This is a genomic window from Sphingobium sp. AntQ-1 (assembly GCF_028538045.1).
GTDB classification, from domain to species: Bacteria; Pseudomonadota; Alphaproteobacteria; order Sphingomonadales; family Sphingomonadaceae; genus Sphingobium; species Sphingobium cupriresistens.
On the sequence record NZ_CP117159.1, the window covers coordinates 75,714 to 92,953 of the forward strand.

General features: G+C 63.9%; 17 protein-coding genes. 4 read left to right on the plus strand and 13 right to left on the minus strand.

Annotation, left to right across the window (positions count from 1 at the left end; translation table 11 throughout):
* Positions 1-36: 36 nt before the first annotated feature.
* A complete protein-coding gene (locus tag sphantq_RS19155; RefSeq protein WP_066607868.1) occupies positions 37-2,430 on the minus strand; it encodes a TonB-dependent receptor in 2,394 nt (797 codons plus the stop codon).
* A gap of 151 nt (positions 2,431-2,581) precedes the next feature.
* A complete protein-coding gene (locus tag sphantq_RS19160; RefSeq protein ID WP_066607864.1) occupies positions 2,582-3,460 on the minus strand; it encodes a helix-turn-helix domain-containing protein in 879 nt (292 codons plus the stop codon).
* A 240-nt stretch (positions 3,461-3,700) separates the two neighbouring features.
* Here sphantq_RS19160 and sphantq_RS19165 point away from each other — a divergent pair, with 240 nt between their 5' ends.
* Positions 3,701-4,978 (plus strand): MFS transporter, encoded by a 1,278-nt coding sequence (locus tag sphantq_RS19165; RefSeq protein WP_272800454.1) that lies wholly within the window; start codon positions 3,701-3,703, stop codon positions 4,976-4,978.
* 56 nt (positions 4,979-5,034) lie between these two features.
* Here the strand turns inward: sphantq_RS19165 and sphantq_RS19170 are convergent, their stop codons facing one another.
* From sphantq_RS19170 to sphantq_RS19180, 3 genes are all read right to left on the minus strand, one after another.
* Entirely contained in the window at positions 5,035-5,430 is a 396-nt protein-coding gene (locus sphantq_RS19170) for a carboxymuconolactone decarboxylase family protein (RefSeq protein ID WP_272800455.1), read from the minus strand.
* On the minus strand, positions 5,427-6,275 hold the full coding sequence (locus sphantq_RS19175) for an NAD(P)-dependent oxidoreductase (RefSeq protein ID WP_066607857.1): 849 nt from the start codon (positions 6,273-6,275) through the stop codon (positions 5,427-5,429). Before sphantq_RS19175 ends, sphantq_RS19170 begins: the two co-directional genes overlap by 4 nt.
* Before the next feature lie 127 nt (positions 6,276-6,402).
* Positions 6,403-7,713: an MFS transporter gene (locus tag sphantq_RS19180; RefSeq protein ID WP_165363585.1), complete on the minus strand. Its 1,311-nt coding sequence runs from the start codon at positions 7,711-7,713 to the stop codon at positions 6,403-6,405.
* Positions 7,714-7,864: 151 nt separating this feature from the next.
* Here sphantq_RS19180 and sphantq_RS19185 point away from each other — a divergent pair, with 151 nt between their 5' ends.
* Complete coding sequence (locus tag sphantq_RS19185; RefSeq protein ID WP_066607853.1) at positions 7,865-8,134, plus strand: hypothetical protein; 270 nt, start codon at positions 7,865-7,867, stop codon at positions 8,132-8,134.
* A gap of 171 nt (positions 8,135-8,305) precedes the next feature.
* Here sphantq_RS19185 and sphantq_RS19190 read toward each other — a convergent pair whose 3' ends face one another.
* The 8 genes from sphantq_RS19190 to sphantq_RS19225 all read right to left on the minus strand — a co-directional run bounded on the left by sphantq_RS19190 (position 8,306) and on the right by sphantq_RS19225 (position 15,406).
* Positions 8,306-9,436 (minus strand): phosphotransferase family protein, encoded by a 1,131-nt coding sequence (locus tag sphantq_RS19190; RefSeq protein ID WP_129926260.1) that lies wholly within the window; start codon positions 9,434-9,436, stop codon positions 8,306-8,308.
* Positions 9,437-9,439: 3 nt separating this feature from the next.
* Positions 9,440-10,522: a TIGR03857 family LLM class F420-dependent oxidoreductase gene (locus tag sphantq_RS19195; RefSeq protein ID WP_272800456.1), complete on the minus strand. Its 1,083-nt coding sequence runs from the start codon at positions 10,520-10,522 to the stop codon at positions 9,440-9,442.
* Positions 10,523-10,583: 61 nt separating this feature from the next.
* Positions 10,584-11,039, minus strand: a complete 456-nt coding sequence (locus sphantq_RS19200) for a nuclear transport factor 2 family protein (protein WP_272800457.1) — start codon at positions 11,037-11,039, stop codon at positions 10,584-10,586.
* Positions 11,040-11,053: 14 nt separating this feature from the next.
* A complete protein-coding gene (locus sphantq_RS19205) occupies positions 11,054-12,247 on the minus strand; it encodes a DUF1214 domain-containing protein (RefSeq protein WP_272800458.1) in 1,194 nt (397 codons plus the stop codon).
* A gap of 1 nt (position 12,248) precedes the next feature.
* Positions 12,249-13,019, minus strand: a complete 771-nt coding sequence (locus sphantq_RS19210) for a tyrosine-protein phosphatase (RefSeq protein ID WP_066607836.1) — start codon at positions 13,017-13,019, stop codon at positions 12,249-12,251.
* A complete protein-coding gene (locus tag sphantq_RS19215) occupies positions 13,016-13,534 on the minus strand; it encodes a VOC family protein (RefSeq protein ID WP_129926257.1) in 519 nt (172 codons plus the stop codon). The genes sphantq_RS19210 and sphantq_RS19215 overlap by 4 nt, the downstream gene beginning before the upstream one ends.
* A gap of 64 nt (positions 13,535-13,598) precedes the next feature.
* Entirely contained in the window at positions 13,599-14,384 is a 786-nt protein-coding gene (locus sphantq_RS19220; protein WP_066607833.1) for an SDR family NAD(P)-dependent oxidoreductase, read from the minus strand.
* A 158-nt stretch (positions 14,385-14,542) separates the two neighbouring features.
* Positions 14,543-15,406 carry a helix-turn-helix transcriptional regulator gene (locus tag sphantq_RS19225; RefSeq protein ID WP_066607830.1) on the minus strand — a complete coding sequence of 288 codons (864 nt, stop codon included), beginning with the start codon at positions 15,404-15,406 and terminating at the stop codon, positions 14,543-14,545.
* A 130-nt stretch (positions 15,407-15,536) separates the two neighbouring features.
* Here sphantq_RS19225 and sphantq_RS19230 point away from each other — a divergent pair, with 130 nt between their 5' ends.
* Together sphantq_RS19230 and sphantq_RS19235 are read left to right on the plus strand one after the other, a co-directional pair.
* Entirely contained in the window at positions 15,537-16,829 is a 1,293-nt protein-coding gene (locus sphantq_RS19230) for a sulfotransferase family protein (protein ID WP_242495991.1), read from the plus strand.
* 91 nt (positions 16,830-16,920) lie between these two features.
* A complete protein-coding gene (locus sphantq_RS19235) occupies positions 16,921-17,238 on the plus strand; it encodes a 2Fe-2S iron-sulfur cluster-binding protein (protein WP_066607827.1) in 318 nt (105 codons plus the stop codon).
* Positions 17,239-17,240 lie beyond the last annotated feature (2 nt).

Genomic DNA, 17,240 nt, shown 5'->3' on the forward strand with positions numbered 1-17,240 from the left:
CCCATAGCCCCCTTTTATCCGATCAGCCGTGGCCGATCAGAATCTGAACGTCGTTTCCACGCCATAGGTGCCCGGCTGCCCGACATAGGCGGCCGCGATGCCCAGCGTCCGATAGAGATCGGGGAAGCGGCGCAGCAGATATTTCTTGTCGCCGATATTGCGGCCATAAACCGCGATTTCGACATTGGGATTTTCCAGCTGGAAGGCGATACGGCCATTGAAGATGCCGTAGCCTGGCACCCGACCCAACCGGTTTTCGACATCATAGGCCGCCTTGGTCGCCGCCGACGCCTGATCCGCCGCCTTCACCGCGTCGAAATGCTGTGCGCCGATATAGGCATAGGCACCCGTCACGGCCAGCGTGCCGCCGCCCAGCGGGATTTTCTGCGTCGCGCTGATGTTCAGCTGCTTCTTGGGCGTCTGGAGCAACGGCAGGCCGCTCAGATCGACGACGCAGCCATTGACCACGCCTTCGGGATTGGTGCAGCCGCTGCCCGCAATGACCTGAGTCTCGCTGAATGTCCCCTTGACATATTTGCCGTCCTGCAAGCTGCCATTGACGCTCAGCGTCATGCCTTCCCATGGCACGACGGTCAGTTCGTTTTCGATGCCCCAGATTCGGACCTTGCCGTTATTCTGGATATATTGGGTCACGCCGATGCCAGGGACGAAACTGTTGACGATCGCCTGATTGTCGTCCTTCCACGTATGGAAGATGGCGGTATTGAACCGCACCCGCCGGTCGAACAGGTCGATTTTCAAACCGGCTTCCACGTCCTTGACCTTTTCCGGGGCGAAGGCGGGCAGGCCGCCGGCGCGCAAATTCCATCCGCCCGCCTTGGCCGCACCACGGGTGGCGGCATAGAGGAAAATATTGTCCGCCGCCTGCCAGTCGATGCCCAGATTCCAGGCGGGATAGTTGAACTTGGCGTTCTGCACCTGGTTACAGGTCGTGGCGGTCACTGGCTCAGACGGCGTCACGGTGCAATTGATGCCGGTGGGCGTGCCCGCGACCGGGACATCATAGGGGCGACCCAGAACCTGCGCATTGTGCAGCACGCTGTCGCGCGTGTCCCAGGTATAACGGAAACCGCCGACCGCACGCAGCGTCGGTGTCAGCTCATAATAGGCTTGGGCGAACAGGCCGAACGTCTTGTTGGTGACGTCCGCGTTGGAATCGCGGATCAGACCGCCGAAAATCTGCGACCGGCTGAACTCATAGCCGCTTTCCTTGCCCGCATAGGCGCCGGTGATGAAGCTAAGGCTGTCGGTGATATTGCCGGAAATCTGCAATTCCTGCGACACATAATAGGAACCCGAACCGGCGAAGGTGCCCAGCAGCGGCACGGCCGTGCCGTCGGTATCGCTCAGGCCATAATTCATCGAATGGCGATAGCCGGTGATGGATTTGAGGTTCAACCCACCCAGTTCGACATTGATCGTCCCGGAAAAGCCATAGACTTCCAACGTGTTGAACGGCTGCACTCCGTAAAGCGCCTGCGCTTCGGGGGTCAGCGCGCCGATCCCCGCCGCGATCGACGTGCCGGTCGCGGTATTGTCCCACCAGTTCGCCTTCTTGAGCAGCCCGGCGGTCAGGCCGGGCTGGAACGGCGCCGGAACGATCGCGGGGTTGAAAGTCCACAGCGCCGTCTGCTGACCCTGGTTGGTCTGGCGATTCCAGTCGGCCGACAGCGTCACATCCCAGCCATTGCCGTCATATTTCAGCTTGCCGCGCAGGAATTTCGATTTGTTGTCCGAAAAATCGCGGTTATTGAGCGGGTTGGTGCCATAGCCTTCGCGGTCGTTGATCGCGCCGCTCACGCGGATCGCCAGATCCTGCGCCAAGGGCACGTTGACGCTCGCCGACACGCCCAGATTGTTGTAATTGCCATATTCGGCCTTGAACATGCCGCTCAGCTGATCGTCGGGATCGCTGGTGATGATGTTGATCGCGCCGCCGGTCGTGTTGCGGCCGAACAATGTGCCCTGCGGCCCGCGCAGCACTTCCAGTCGCTGAATATCCTGAAGATCGGTCATGCCAGTCGACGGACGGGGAATATAGATGCCGTCGATATAGGTGGCGACTGCCGGATCATTGGCCAAAATCGGCTGGAGGTTGCCCTGACCGCGAATGGCGACGAACACGATGCCGTCGCCGCCTGCAGAACCGCGGCCGATAACCAGGCCCGGCGCGGTGCGCTGAAGATCGACGACCGTCTCGACTTTTGCGGTGGTCAGCGCTTCGGGGTTGAGCGCCGTGACCGCGATCGGCGTGGTCTGAAGGCTTTCCTCGGTCCGGCGCGCGGTGACGACGATGTCCTGGATGCCGCTGACGGCGCCGGTCTGCGGCGCCTGCGCCAGCGCGGGCTGCGCCAGTGCGGCGATCAGCGCGCCGGTGGCGACAGTTCCCAAAGTGACAGATTTCTTCATAAATCCTCCCTGATTATTTTTTGTCGAGCGATGCTTGTGCAGTCTGGTGTTGCGAGCAGCGGTTTAACGGGGTGCGGTTTGGCCTGACAGGGACCGCATCCTGATTGACTGTGCGGCGACAGATTTTGGCCGCCGTCCGATATTTTGCCTGTCAGTGCACCTGCGTGGGCTGGCAGCGATAATCTTTGGGCGTCTGGCCGGTCGCCGCGCGAAATGCGGCGGAAAAGGCGGACGTGCTGCTGAAACCGCAGCGCCAGCTGACTTCCTTGATCCGGCTGCTGTCGCCGCGCAGCAATTCCTTGGCCAGCGCGATGCGGCTGCGCGCGACGAATTCGCCCAGGCTGACGCCGGTGCCGTCCTTGAACACGCGCGCGACATGGCGCACGCTCATATTGCATCCGCGCGCGATGTCGGCCACGCCCAACGGACCGGACAGATTGTCCATCACATAATCGACGATATGGCGCACCTGCCGCCCGCACCGCGACGCGCCGCCGCCCAGATCCTGCGGTCCCATATGCCGCACCAGTTCGACCGCCAGACCCATCATCATGGATTCGATCAGCGTCTGGCTGGCAAAGCCGGGCGAACGCAGTTCCGCCGCCAGCCCCTCGAACATCCGGCGCATCGCGATATTCTGCACATCCGCGCACGGGTCCAGCCCCTGAAGCGGGCGCCGGCCCTCGAACAATTCCTCCAGAAACATGTCGCCCAGCGCGACGCAGACCAGATGTCGTTCCTGCAAGGCGGGTTCGCCGACATATTGGCGGTGCGGCGGCATATAGAGGATGTCGCCCGCCGCCGCGCGCCGGTTCGGCCCGCCCATGCTGACGATGCTGCGGCGCGGCTGGCTGTCGAGCGAATAGTCGAGATAATGTTTTTCCGGGCTGAACACGCCGGTGCACGGCAAGACCCAGTTGAAGTGGCGCACGTCCACCCGTGCGTCACCCATCGTCGCCATCGCCTCGATATAGAAGTTGTTGACGCCGAACCTTTGCTGGTCGGTCCAGTCGCTCTCCGGTCGAAACATGGTTTCCTCCGTCCGTTTCTATTCTGTCTTTCCCCTTCACTAGCCGATCATCGCTGCTCGGCCTCTATCTTCGGGTAGGTAGGACCATGGCCCATATGCGACATGATCTGGCCCATCGACGGCACAGCCCCCGGTGGCGTGCACCCGCCAGCCAGTTAGGCTGCACCATTCAAAAAAGACGGAGAGGCCCGCCATGCACATCCCCCCTATCCAACGACGGTGCGCGGCATGAAGGCGCGGATGGAAAAGCCGACCGCCATGGGCCGCTATCCCTGGTATGTGCTGGGCATATTGACCCTGGCGCAAACCTGCCATGGCATCGACCGCGCCATCATCGGGCTGGTGCTGGCGCCGGTCGGGCGTGAATTTGCGCTGACCGACGGGCAATTGGGTATCCTGGCGGGCTTTGCCTATGGCATCTTCTTCGCGCTTGCCGCTTTGCCCTTCGGCATGGCCGTGGACAGGTGGAACCGGCGCAACCTGATGGCCGCGGCGCTGACGTTGTGGAGCGGGGCGACCGCGCTGTGCGGGCTGGCGACCGGCTTCTGGACGCTAGTCATCGGCCGCGCCGCCGTCGGCACCGCAGAAGCGGGCGGGTCGCCCACCGGCATGTCGCTGCTCAGCGACTATTTCGGGGAAGACCGGCGCGCCACCGCCATCGGCATCTGGTATCTGAGTTCGGGCATCGGCCTGGCCATCGCCTTCGTCGTGGGCGGGGCGATCGTCCAGAACGTCGGCTGGCGCTGGGCCTTCGTCGCGGCGGGCGTGCCGGGACTGCTGCTGGCGCCCATCCTGCTGCTGACCGTGCGCGAACCCAGGCGCGGCGCGCTCGATGCGCCCGCCCCGGCGCAACGCGACGATCCCGCCGGCCTGATGCAGCGCATCGGCCTGCTCGCCGCGCGGCCGGGTCTGCTCTACTGCATCGGCGCGATCGTCCTGATCGCGGCGGGCATTTACGGCATGAGCACATGGCTCACCACCTTCCTCATCCGGGTCCATGACATGCCGATCGCGCGGGCAGGCACACTGATCGCCATCGCCTATGGCGGGCTGGGGTCGCTGGGCGGGTTCCTCGCGGGTTGGGTGATCGACGCGATCAACCGGCGGCGCGGCGGGTTCGATCCGGCGCGCACCGCCCTGTTCGGCGCGTTCATCCCGCTGCTGACCGCCGTCACCGGCATCGCCACCATGCTGGTCCAGGACTTGCAACCCATGCTGGTCCTGATGATGGCCTGCGGCTTCCTCAGCGCCTCCTATAATGGTCCCATCTATGCCGTCATCGTCACGATTGCCGGGCCGCGCCTGCGCGGGCTGGCCGTGTCTGTGGTGCAACTGGGCGCCAACCTGATCGGCGTGGGCGCTGGCACCTATCTGATCGGCGCGGTCAGCGATTATGTCGGCGGCAATGAAGGCGTCGCCTGGGGCATCGGCACCGCCATGCTGTTCACCTTCGCCGGTGGCCTGATGCTGCTGATGGCGTCGCGCGCCATCCGCCGGTCGCCAGCGCCCGGCGCATGAAAAACGGCCCGGTCGTGTCCGACCGGGCCGCCCCTTTTTCTGTCATGGCCGCTGGCTTATTCGCCCGCCGCTTCACGCTCCGCGCGCCGCGCCTTGGCCGCCTCTATCCCCCGGAACACCGTGGTCGTATTGCCCGCCCCGGCGTAGAACAGCAGGAACAGCGGCATGAAGTCCAGTTCCTCATCGGTAAATTCGCCATTGATAAGCGCGCCGTTCATCTGGATTTCGACCAGATCGGCCCGCCCCAGCATCGCCGTGGCGCCCAGTACCAGCAACCGCTTTTCGCGCATCGACAATATGTCGCTGGCCCATAAATTCGCGAACTGGTTGCCCACGATTTCCTGGTTGAAGGCGGAATCGCGAAACGGCAGCGTCATTGCCGACGTGCCCGGTCCATAGACCTTGTCGAAAACCTCCAGACCCTTCTGCCACTGTGCTTCGTCGACCTTCATGCCTTCTCTCCCATCACATCGGCCATGCCCACGACCGCCTGGTCGGTGCGGCGCGTCAATTCGATCAGCGGCAATGTGATGCCATAGCTGCGCGCCAGGTCGATCGCCGCGTCCAGATCCTTTATCATCAGCGCGCGGGTATATTCGCGGATCGCCGCTTCCTGTTCACTCGACGCCGGATCGTCGCGCACCGCCAGCATCAACGGCCCGCCCACGCTGTCGGAACTGGCGTCGATCACCTCGCTCAACTGGCGCACGTCCACGCCCGCATTGCGGCACAGGATCGCGGCTTCATAACCCGCGCGCAGCCCGCCGAACACGATGACGTTGCGCGCGATCTTGGCCGCCATGCCCGCGCCCGGTCCGCCCATATGCGCGACCAGCTTGGCAAAGCCGTCCAGCACGGGGCGCACCCGCGCGACGCTCTCGTCCGTACCGCCGACCAGGCAGACCAGGCCGTTTTCGCGCGACTTGGGACCGCCGGTTACGCCGCAATCGACCAGGTCGACGCCCGCCGCGTCGGTCAGCGCGCGAATCGCGTTCAGATCCTCGATCGAAACGGTCGCGACCAGCACGATGCTCATCCCCGGCCGCGCCTGCGCCAGCACGCCGTCGGGACCGGACAGGACATCCACCGTCTGCTTGGCATTGACCACCGCGATGATGACGACATCGGCCTGCCGCGCCAGTTCCGCCGGGCTGGCCACCACCGCGGGCACGCCGTCCAGCGTGTCGGACGCATCGGCCCGCACGTCATAGACCGCCGCCAACTGGCCGCTGCGCGCCAGGCAGATGGCGACGCCCGCCCCAATCTGTCCCAATCCGATTACGCCTGCATTCTTCATCCTCAACATCCTTTCCGTCGCTTGTTAGCGATACTGTGGTCGTGATGGCGACAGCCTGACACAGCCATGGCCCCGGCGTCATCCCGCACCGAACGCGGTGGCCGAACATCGACAGCTTTGCCGCCAATCACGACGCATTTGCCGCCCGTGGCAACCGCCGCGCCGCCAGCAGATAATGGCCCACCGCCAGCAACAGCACGAACGCGGCCAACTGCATACTCAACTGCAACCCATCCGCCGCCGCGCTCAGACAGGCGGGCGCGGGCTGCCCCGTCCGGCAATCGGCGGCATAGTCGCCGGCATAGAGAAAGACGGCCAGCCGGTCGCTCAGATAACCCAAAATCACAGACCCCAGCCCCAGTCCGGCGACCGTCTGCCCGAAACTGTGCAGCGCGGCGGCCGACGCGCGCATCCGTGGTTCCACCAGCGACTGCGTTATTGTCATGATCGCGGGGATGAACGCATAAAGCAGCGCGGTCGCGACGAACAGGAAACCGATCAGCCAGCGCCAGTCGGACTGCTGTATCGCCAGCAGGTAGAGCGGCAACGCGATTCCCACCGCAATCGCGGGCGCCCACCCGCCCCAGCGCATGTCGCGGCGAATCAGATGGCCGATCAGATAGCCGCCGCTCACCTGTCCCACCATCGTCGCCAGGCTGAACGACAGGGCGAATATCATCCCCGCCTGCGCCAATGGCAGGTCGTATCGCCGCACCAGCAGCGGGATCAGGAACAGGTTTGTGCCAAAACCGACCATGCCGACGAAACCACTGCCAAAGGTCAGATGCAGGAAAGCGGGCGACCGGCCCAGACGCCGCAGCACCGCGCCGAAGGGCGGTGTGTCCGCCCGGTCGCCCGCGTCGGTACGGGCAGGTTCCGGGATGGTCAGGAACAGCAGCGCCGCCAGCAACAGGCCCGGCGCACCGACCGCCACCAATGCCATGCGCCAGCCGAAATGCTGCGCGATCGCGCCGCCGCCGATCGCCGCGATCGCCCCGCCCAGCGGCACGCCCAGCGCGATCAGCGAAAAGACGACTGCGCGCCGCCCGGCGTCGAATCGGTCGGAAATCATCGACACCAGCGCCGGGGTGAAACCCGCTTCCCCCACGCCCACCCCCATCCGGCACAATAGCAACTGAATATAGCTGCCCGCCATGCCCGTCAGCGCCGTCATGAATGACCATAGCAGCGTCACCGCCGCGATGATCCGCACCCGGCTGTAGCGTTCGGCCAGCCGCGCCAGCGGGATGCCCAGAATCGCATAGAAGAAGGAGAAAGCCAGCCCGCCCAGCAAGCCCAGTTGCAGGTCGCTCAGTTGCAGGTCGTGACGGATCGCTTCCCCCACCACCGCAATGATGGTGCGATCGATGAAATTGAACATATAGATCGCGCCCAGCAACAGCAGAAACCAGCGGTCGCGTGCGCCAAAACCCGTCATTTTCATCCTCGCCCCTGCTTTGGCCATCATCGGGCCTTATCCTGTATCAGTACAGATAGAACAGAATCTTTCCTATGTGTATTGGTTTTCTCTTGAAACTGTCTCCGGCCTGCGCCAACAGGTCGATAGAATCGACAAGAGGATATTGGACATGAAGATGATAATCACGCTCGCCGCCCTCGCCATGGCTACGCCCGCGCTGGCGCAGGCGCCCGCTGTCGATCGCAACGCAGCGATTTTTTCCGCCGAAGGGACCAAGATCGGCAAGGTCGACAAGGTTGTGACCGCCGACGATGGCGCGCTTGCCGCTGTCCGCGTCATCTATCGCGGCAAGTTCATCACCATCCCCGCCGCGACGCTCAGCACCGGGGAAAAGGGCGTGACGACCAGCCTGTCGAACGCCGACCTCAAGAAATTCTGATCCCGCTCGACGGTTGCGCAAAGGGCGGCGGGGGATGCTTCCCCCGCCGCCCTTTTGCCTGGCATCGACACATAAACAAGACTTGTTCATTTAATCGTTAGCCTGCTAATTAAATCACGCCTTTGTCGCCATGACTGTCCATCTTGCTGTCTACTAATGGCGCCCGCCCGATCAGGCCGCATCCTCCTCCACCGGCGTCAGATTCTTCATGAACGCCACAAAATCCGGGCCGAATTGCGGCACCGGCAGGCCCAGTTTTTCCGCCAGATATTGCGTCATGAAATTGTCGTTCAGCGACTTGTTGGTCGCCGGAATGTTGCCGATCCCGACCTGCCGGTCGAACGCGCCCACCGCAACCAGCGCCATGCGCAACGCAGCCACAATATCATAATAATCCAGATGCCGGGCCTTCTGCCCGGACGCCGCTTCCCAGATCGCGACCGTCTCGTCCCGGCTCGGCAACCCCTCCAGCCGGGTGACGCCGAAACGCCGCCCGAACAGGTCGTCGAAATAAAGCCACCAGGCCAGATCCAGCTCCGCCGGGCCAAGCGCGGCCAGTTCCCAGTCGATCAGCGCATTGACGCTGCCGTCCGGCGCGAACATCACATTCGACGGCGTGGGATCGCCCCACAGCACATTGACTCCCGCATCGTCGGGCATGTTCGCCCGCACATAGGCCATCGCCGCATCCACGATCGGCATGGACCGGCCCCGGCCCGCCGCCCTGTGCCACGCCTCCAGCGCGCCGACATATTGGTCCAGCCCCGGCTGGCCATTTTCGGGCTGCGCCAGAAAATCGAACCCGTCGCGCCAGTCGATCGTCGCCATGCTGGCAAAGGCGGAAATGGCGTTGGTAAAGCTGGCGCGGCGCTGGTCCGGCGTCATCTCCACCAGCCAGCCGTCCAGATTATAATTGGGCTTCTGCCTGGCGCACTCTCCCTCGACCTTGCCCATCACCAGGAAGGGCAGGCCAAGAATGTCGGACTCCAGATACATGCCGATCCACGGCGGCACGGGCAGGTCGCCCCGCGCATAGAGCGCGGCCATCATCTTGCCCTGCAACGCCAGGCTGCTGCCGAACACCACCTCCAGGTCCATCGGCTGCCGACGCACCACCAGCGTCTGGTTCTGTGTCCCGGCGGGGTCGACATAATCGACATCGACAAAGAAGATATCGGCGGAAAATCCTGCCCCCAGCGTGACGTTCAGCGGGCGGACGACAATGTCGCGCCAGTCGGGTTTTTCATTGGCCAGCCAGCCCTGCAACTGGGTGGTGATGCGCTCCGGCGTCAGAAACTCCATGACTTACAGCCCCTTCGCCGCCAGCGCGCGCTTCAGTTCGCTGGTCAGCAGAGCCATGTCCTTGGGCGATGATCCATGCAGCAATATCTCGTCCGCGCCAGCGTCCAGATAGGCCATCAACTGATCGGCGCACTGCGCCGCCGTGCCGACCGCCGCGCCCTCGTCCAGCCATTGCTGCGGGATCAGCTTGCTGACATCGACCAGTTCCTGCCGCGTATAGGCCTGATCGGCGGGCTTGCCGTTCAGGCTGGCGATCTTGGGATGGGCGCGGATCTGCTCCAGCACGCCCTTGTCCCAACCGTTGATGTCCACGATCAGGTCGCCGAAACCGGGCAGTTCGAAATAGGTGATGGCGCGGCCACCGACGACCGCCTCCTCCTCATCCTTGGGCAGGTCGGGCGCGACGATGATATTGTGGTAGATGCGCACCGCCATCGGATCGCGCCCCGCCTTTTCCGCAGCGTCGCGCACGATCTTGACGCTGTTCTTCACCCCCTGCGCCGATACGAAGGGGTGCAACAGCACCCCGTCGCAATGTTCGCCGGCAAATTCCAGGCTCTTGGGACCGATAGCGGTAAAGATGATCGGCGGCGGCGTGCCGCCATGGCGATCGGTCAGGCTGATCGCGGGGAATTTTCCCAATATGCCGTCATAATCCACCTTCTCCCCCGCCCACAGGCGACGGCAGATGGAAATAAGGTCGGCCAGCCGCTCCATCGTGATCGGCGGCGATCCCAGCATCTTCATATAGGCCGGGACGGCGCGCGCGAACATCAGGCGGAATCGATCCCCGCTCATCGCCTGCATCAGGTCCGCGACGCTGGCGGTGACCAGCGGGTGACGCATCGTGGCATACATGGTGCCGGTGATGCGGATCTTCGACGTCGCCTGCGACACTGCGCCTGCCAGCACGGCGGGTTCCTTCAGCGCATAGCGTTCGGAAATCCATACGCAGCCCAGGCCGATCCGCTCGGCCTCCTGCGCTTCCTCTATCCCCCGGCGCGGATCGCTGACCCGTCCGGGCAGGATATAGGTGCCGAACTTGTCGAACAACGCCTGCGCGCCGGGTTCCATCGCTACCGTCATATCCTGTCCTCTCAAATCCATGGCGGGCAGGATTGCCGCGCGGCGAACGCTCCGCAACCTGTCAAAGGACAGGCGCGGGATGCACTTCGACATAGAGGCGGGTCAGCTTGAGGAAGGCGATCTTCCACGCCCCATCCACCCGCACATAGCGTTCGGTATAATGGCCAAAGCCAGTGATCGACTGGCCTCCGGGGATCGGGCATGTGCCCGGCGCCCATACTACCTGGTCCTGCATCGCGGTGACAACTTCGGCACTGTCGCCGTGCAGGGCGATTTCGGACGAGTGGACCTGATGCGCGCTCTGCGCGTCGATGACGGCGGAACGCACCTGTTCCAGGATCGCGGCATGGCCGCTGATTGGGGGATGGCCGGTATCCTCCTGCACGTCCATCACCGCGTCCGGCGTGAACAGGGCTATGAAGCCATCCCAATCCTTCGTATCGAGCAGGCGGCAATAGCGCGCCTTCACCTGACGGATCGCCTCATAATCCAGCAGCATGGCCAGTGCGTCGCTCATGATCGCCTCCTCCCTCACCAGATGACGCGCATCTGCGCGCGCAATGTCCGTTCGCGGATCGCGGCGTCGCGCGCCTGTGGCGTCACCAACATGGTGTCGGCGGGCAGATGCTCACGCACCTCGGCCAGCTTCACCTTGCGCATCGTCGGCGTCGGGCGCGCGTCGCTGTTGAACCAGCGTCCCTGCACCGCGCCGCTGGCATAGCCTGCGGTATCCAGCCAGTTGTGAACGCCCGGATCGCGCGCGGAAATGACCGCGCGGAAGATGCCGTCGCCATCGACCACCGCCTGTGCATCGTTCAGACTCGACTGGTTGTGATACCAGTCGGTCGTCTCATAAAGTTCATTGGTCAGGATCAGCGACCAGTAAGCGACATCGGCCGGAATCCGCACTTCGGTAATCAGCGCCTCATCCTCGGCCAGATCATAGGCGCCCTCATAATAGGACTGGCGGGCCAGCCCCGTCATCTGCGAAAAATCCACGACCTTGAGCGTGTTGACCAACCCTTCGTCACGCAGTTTCTGCACCTTGTCGGGGAAGGCCAGCGCACAAACCGCCGCCGTTGTCGGTATCTCGGCAAAGCGATGGGCCAGTTGCGCCAGCGTCGGCCGCCCCTTGGCGGCGCGTTCCGCGTCCAGCCGGACGATGCCGAAACGCGGCTCCCGCTCCACGCCCCAGTCGCACCCGACGATCCGCACCATCAACTTTTCGGTGTCCGGTTTCAGTTCCCACCAGTCGCCGCTGTAGCCATCGGGCCGGGCGGGCGAGAGGATCACATCGAACCCGCCATCCGCACCGATCGCCAGATCGTCGAAATCATTGGCGTCCTGCGCGGGATGATGCTGCCCGGTGCGCAGCGTGTCGGGGCCAAGCTGGGCCAAAATCATCATCCGCGTTGTGCCCCGGTCGCCCCGGATGCGATAGGTGCCGCCCTTCTCGATCAGCGCCGCCTTGTAGATGGTGTCGGCATTGGGCTGAAAGATATTCTGGCAGATATTGAGTTCGGGCACGAACATCGGATGGCTGCGATCGTGCATGATCGCGTCATTGGCGGTGCGCAGCACGCCCGCCAGCAACAGTCGCATCGCTTCCTGCATCACCTGCGCATCGTCATGCAGCCGCGGCGGAATCCGGTCGCGCATCTGCTGGCCCAGCGGGCGCAACTGATCGAGCAACTGCTCCCATTCGTAAATCGCCATGTCCGTCATGTCATTCTCCGCCCATAACAAGAAGCTGCCGCAGCGCGTCGCGTCGCGCCGCATCCACCCCCGCCGCCTGGAAATAGTCGTCGATCCCGCCCCATTGCGTCCCCACCACGTCCAGCGCACGGTTCAGGAAGTCGGCATGAACACCGATCAGCACAGCGACCATTGCGTCGGGGGGGACGAAGCCGAAAGTCTTTTGCAGATCCCGCTTCAAATGGCCCGACATGACAAGATTCTGGCCGAACACGTCGGACCGGGCATAGTCGGCGCCAATGACGTCGCGCGGCACGCCCAGCAGGTCCAGAATCAGCGCGATCACCACCCCGGTGCGGTCCTTGCCCGCGGTGCAATGGACCAGCATCGGCGTATCGCCCGCCAGCAACGCATCGACCATCGGCGCGACATGGGGCAGGAACGCCTGCGGCATCAGGCCGTAATTATGGGTCATGACCGCAATGGCCCGCGCCTGCGTCGGATCACGCCCCAGCGTCATCCACATTTCCTCCCCCTGCGCGCGCAGATCGGTGTTCATGTCGAGGTCTAGGATGCGGCAATCGGCCCCACACCAGTCGTGCGGCGCCTTGTCCCGCTCCATTTCCGACCGCAGGTCCGCCACCGCGCGAACGCCCAGTTCGGCCAGCTCGGCATGATGTTCGGCGACGAAACTGGCCGGACCTTCGGACCGGAACAGGATGCCGGGTCGCACCTGTCCGCCATGGATCGTCGGCAATCCGCCGATGTCGCGAAAGTTGAGGCGGGACAGCGCGATCGTCATGCCGCGTTCTCCACCGCCGGATAGGCAGGCACGATAGCCCCCATCTGCGCCAGCAGGTCGGGCGACATCCACACATGCTCGACATAATGGCCCAACGTCGCGCGCTCGTCAGTATAGATGAAGCGCAGCATGTCACCCACCGCCCCTTCGAACACCACCGGATGCGCCGCAAGGTCCAGCGAGGCGACATGCGCGTCCCAATGCGCCATCGGTCCCTCGATCCGGCTGGCGATATGGTGGAAGCAGATGGCCAGTCCCTCCCGGTCGGGCAGCACGTCGCTGAACAAGGGCGCGGTATCGCCGACCGGCTCGATCAGTTCGATTTCCACCCCGCCGACCACGGCCAGCGCGATCTTGAGCACCGGCTTGCCGGCCGGGTCTTCGCCCGGCTGGATGTTCGACATTTCGAAAAAGCCGGGCGTCCCATAGTCGGCCGCCAGCCGCGCCATCGCGGCCTCCATATCGTTGGTGACATAGGCGATCTGGGAATGGTGACTGTTGGGCCGGGCAAACATGCGCTTCTCCTGTGGGGCGTGCCGGATCAGCCGCATCGCGACCCGCCGGGCACCTGCCGGACGATCAGTTGGCGAACAGCTTGCCGCCATCCACGACCAGCGTGTCCCCGGTATGATAGGACGCCATGTCGCTGGCGAGATAGACGACCGCCCCCTCCAGGTCGGCGGGTTTCCCTGCGCGGCCCAATGGAGCCTTTGCCGCAACCATGTCGGCGAGCATCTGGCCGACGGCGGGGTCGGCGAAGGTCATGTCGGTTTCGATAAAGCCGGGCGCGATGACGTTGCAACGCACACCAATCGGTCCCAGTTCGGCGGCCAGCGCCTTGGCCAGCGAATTGAGCGCGCCTTTGGCGATGCCATAATGGGCCATCGTCGGCACGCCCTGAAAGATCGACCCGCTGCCGCAGATGATGAGCGACCCGCCCGGATCGCCCGCCTCCGCCCGCGCCTTCATGTGCCGCGCGCCTTCGCGCAGGGTGAACACCGCGCCGTCCAGATTGACGTCGATCAGCTTGCGGTATGTCGCAACGTCCATGTCGGTAAAGGCGACCTGACTGGCAATTCCGGCATTGGCGACCAGCGTGTCAACCCGGCCCATCGCGTCGAGCGCGCGGGCGAAACCGGCGACGATCGCCGGCTCGCTGGCCACGTCCACACTGTCGGCAAATACCCTGACCCCATATTGACGCAGCGCCTGTGCCGCTTCTTCATTCCTGTCGGCGCGCCGCCCCCACAGGATGATGTCGCTGCCCGCGCGCGCCAGCCCACGGGCATAGCCGAAACCCAGTCCCGAATTGGCGCCGGTGACCAGCGCCACCTTTCCCGTCAGGTCGAACAGATTTTCCGGCATTGCGCTTCTCCTGCTGGCCGCTCGTCATGGGGCGACGCTTTGGCGCGACAGTGCGGGCGAAGGCGAGCGACGACAAGGGGGCGGACTTGCGCGGTTGCGCCAATGCCATCGCCAAACTGCCCTGGTCCCCAACACCCTGGCGCCAAATTACCCGAACGTCAGTGCAGCATAGATTCGCGGAACTGCCGGGGCGTCAGGCCGGTCGCCTTGCGGAAGGCTGCGGAAAAGGCCGCCGCGCTGTCGAACCCACATTCCCACGCGACCACCTTGATCGCGGCGCTGTCCTGCCGCAGCAACTGCCTCGCCCGTTCGATCTTGCGATCTGTCACATATCGGGTCAGCGTCTGCCCGGTGGCGGCGCGGAACTGGCGAAAGAAATGCCGGGTCGAAAGGCCACATTCCGCCGCCAGCTCCGCAACGGCAGGCGCCTTGCCCGGCTGTTCGATGCGATCGGCGATCCGCCTGATCTGCCCTCGCGACAGGCCGCCCTGCGTCCCGCCATCCTCTGCCGACTGACGCAGATAGCGTTGCAGGTCGATCGACGCCTGCATCCAGATCGCCTGGGTCAACATCTCGCTGCAAAACCCCGGTTCGGCAATCTCTCCGGCAATGCGCCGCAGCGCGTCGCGGACCACGGGGCTGCGCACATTGAGCGACGCCTGCAAGGCGTCGTCCGACAAATGCAGCGCATCGCCATCGAACGCCGTCCCGTCGAAACCGCAACAGATCGACATCTGCTCCCCCTCCCCCCATGCGGTGTGCAACGGATTTCCCGCCGGAATGAAGATGATGTCGCCCAGTGCGCTGGTCGGGCCATGATAGCCGCCGCAGGGCTGCCCCGGCCTTGGCGACAGCGCCAGATCGAGGAAGCTGCGCGGCGAGGAGAAGACCCCGCCCTGCGCCCCGCGAAAACGATAATGATGCAATTCCATCACCACGCCGGGCAGCGCGATCCGCCCCTTGACCGTGCAGTCCATGGCGGGCGTGACCGGCAGGTCATAGACTTGGGAAACAGCGTCCATCCATCCTCTCCGCTTGGCTCTTTGGCGGCCCTGTGGCGCGATGACGCAGCAATTGGCGCAGCGGCGATGGCCGCGCACCTTGCCGAAGACAGGGTGGCCGCGATTAGATGGCGCATCAAGACAGGAGAGCATGATGGGCAGTCCCGCGCAGGAAGCGGCCGCGCGCCGCAATATCATAGACATTACCGACCTGCATCATCCGGTGCTGACCGACATCCAGAAACAGGTGATCGCCGGGGCGCAGGCGGCAGCGGACCAGATCGTCTTTCAGCCCGCGATCATCCTGGACGCGGCACAGGCCCAGACCGGCCTGTCCGATTTCGGCGCGGACGATTTTCGCGAAAGGCTGGCCGTCTGGTGCCAGGCGATCGAGGAGGACGTCAATGCGTCAGCGGTCGCCCGCGCCAATCTGTTCCAGATGATGATCCGTTTCGCCGCGACCCGGCTGCGGATCGAGGATATGGTCAGGCGTCATCCGGAAATACTGGACATACAGATCGAACGGCCGATCATCGTGGCGGGCCTGCCCCGGTCGGGGACCACGCATCTGCTGGGGCTGCTGTCGGCCGATCGCCGCTTCCGCTCCCTGCCCTGGTGGGAGGCGATCGCGCCGGTGCCCGCGCCCGACGAGCAGCCGACGCCGGGCGACGCCAATCCCCGCTGGACCAAGGCCGAACAGGGATGGCGGATGATGGAGAGCATATTGCCCTACATGGCGATCATGCACGAATTTTCGCCCGACCATATCAGCGAGGATATCGAACTTCAGGGACCGGATTTTTCGTCCTACCTGATCGAATGGCTGGCGATGGTGCCACGCTGGCGCGATTATTATCTGAGCCACGACCAGTCGGGCACCTATGCCTATCTGAAAAAATCGCTTCAGGTGCTGACATTTCTGAACGGGCCGAACCGCTGGGTCATCAAATGCCCGCAGCATATGGAGCAGTTGCCCGCGCTCCATAAGACTTTCCCGGACGCGACGTTCGTCATCACCCATCGCGATCCTGTCGGCTCGATCCGCTCGCAACTGACCATGTACAGCTATGCCGCCCGCATGTTCCGAAAGTCGATCGATATACGGGAGCCGCTGGGCTACTGGCCGGACCGTTACGAAAAATTGCTGCGCGCCTGCGTGCGCGATCGCGACATATTGCCGCCCGATCAGACGATCGACGTCTATTTCCACGACTGGATCAAAAATCCCGATCCGATCCTGAAAGAGATTTACCGCATCGCCGACATTCCCCTGACCGACGAGGCGCTGGCCGACCTGCATGTCTATCTGGCCGAACATGGCGAGCAGACGAAGGGCAAGATCGTCTACGACCTGGAGCGGGATTTCCACGTCACCGGGGACGAATTGCGGCGCCCCTTCGCCTTCTATTTCGATCGTTTTCCAGTGCAGGTCGAAGTGAGATAGCGTCGCTCGCGCCCTGTCTTTCGGCAGGCAGGGCGAGGGGCGGGCCGCATTAGGAGCGCCTATCCCTTCCGATTTCCAGCCGAGGACCATCATGCCCGAACTCAACGTCATTACCCGCGACGGCACCTGCAAGACGATCGACGCGCCTGCGGATGTGTCGGTGATGGAAGCGATCCGCGATGCGGGCTTCGACGAATTGCTGGCGCTGTGCGGCGGATGCTGCTCCTGCGCTACCTGCCATGTCTATGTCGATCCGGCCGTCGCCGCGACGTTGCCGCCGGTAACGGAAGATGAAAGTGACCTGCTCGACGGTTCGTCCCACCGCACCGAACAATCCCGCCTGTCCTGTCAGCTGATGATGTCTCAAGCGCTGTCGGGCATGACCGTCACCATCGCACCCGAAGATTGACC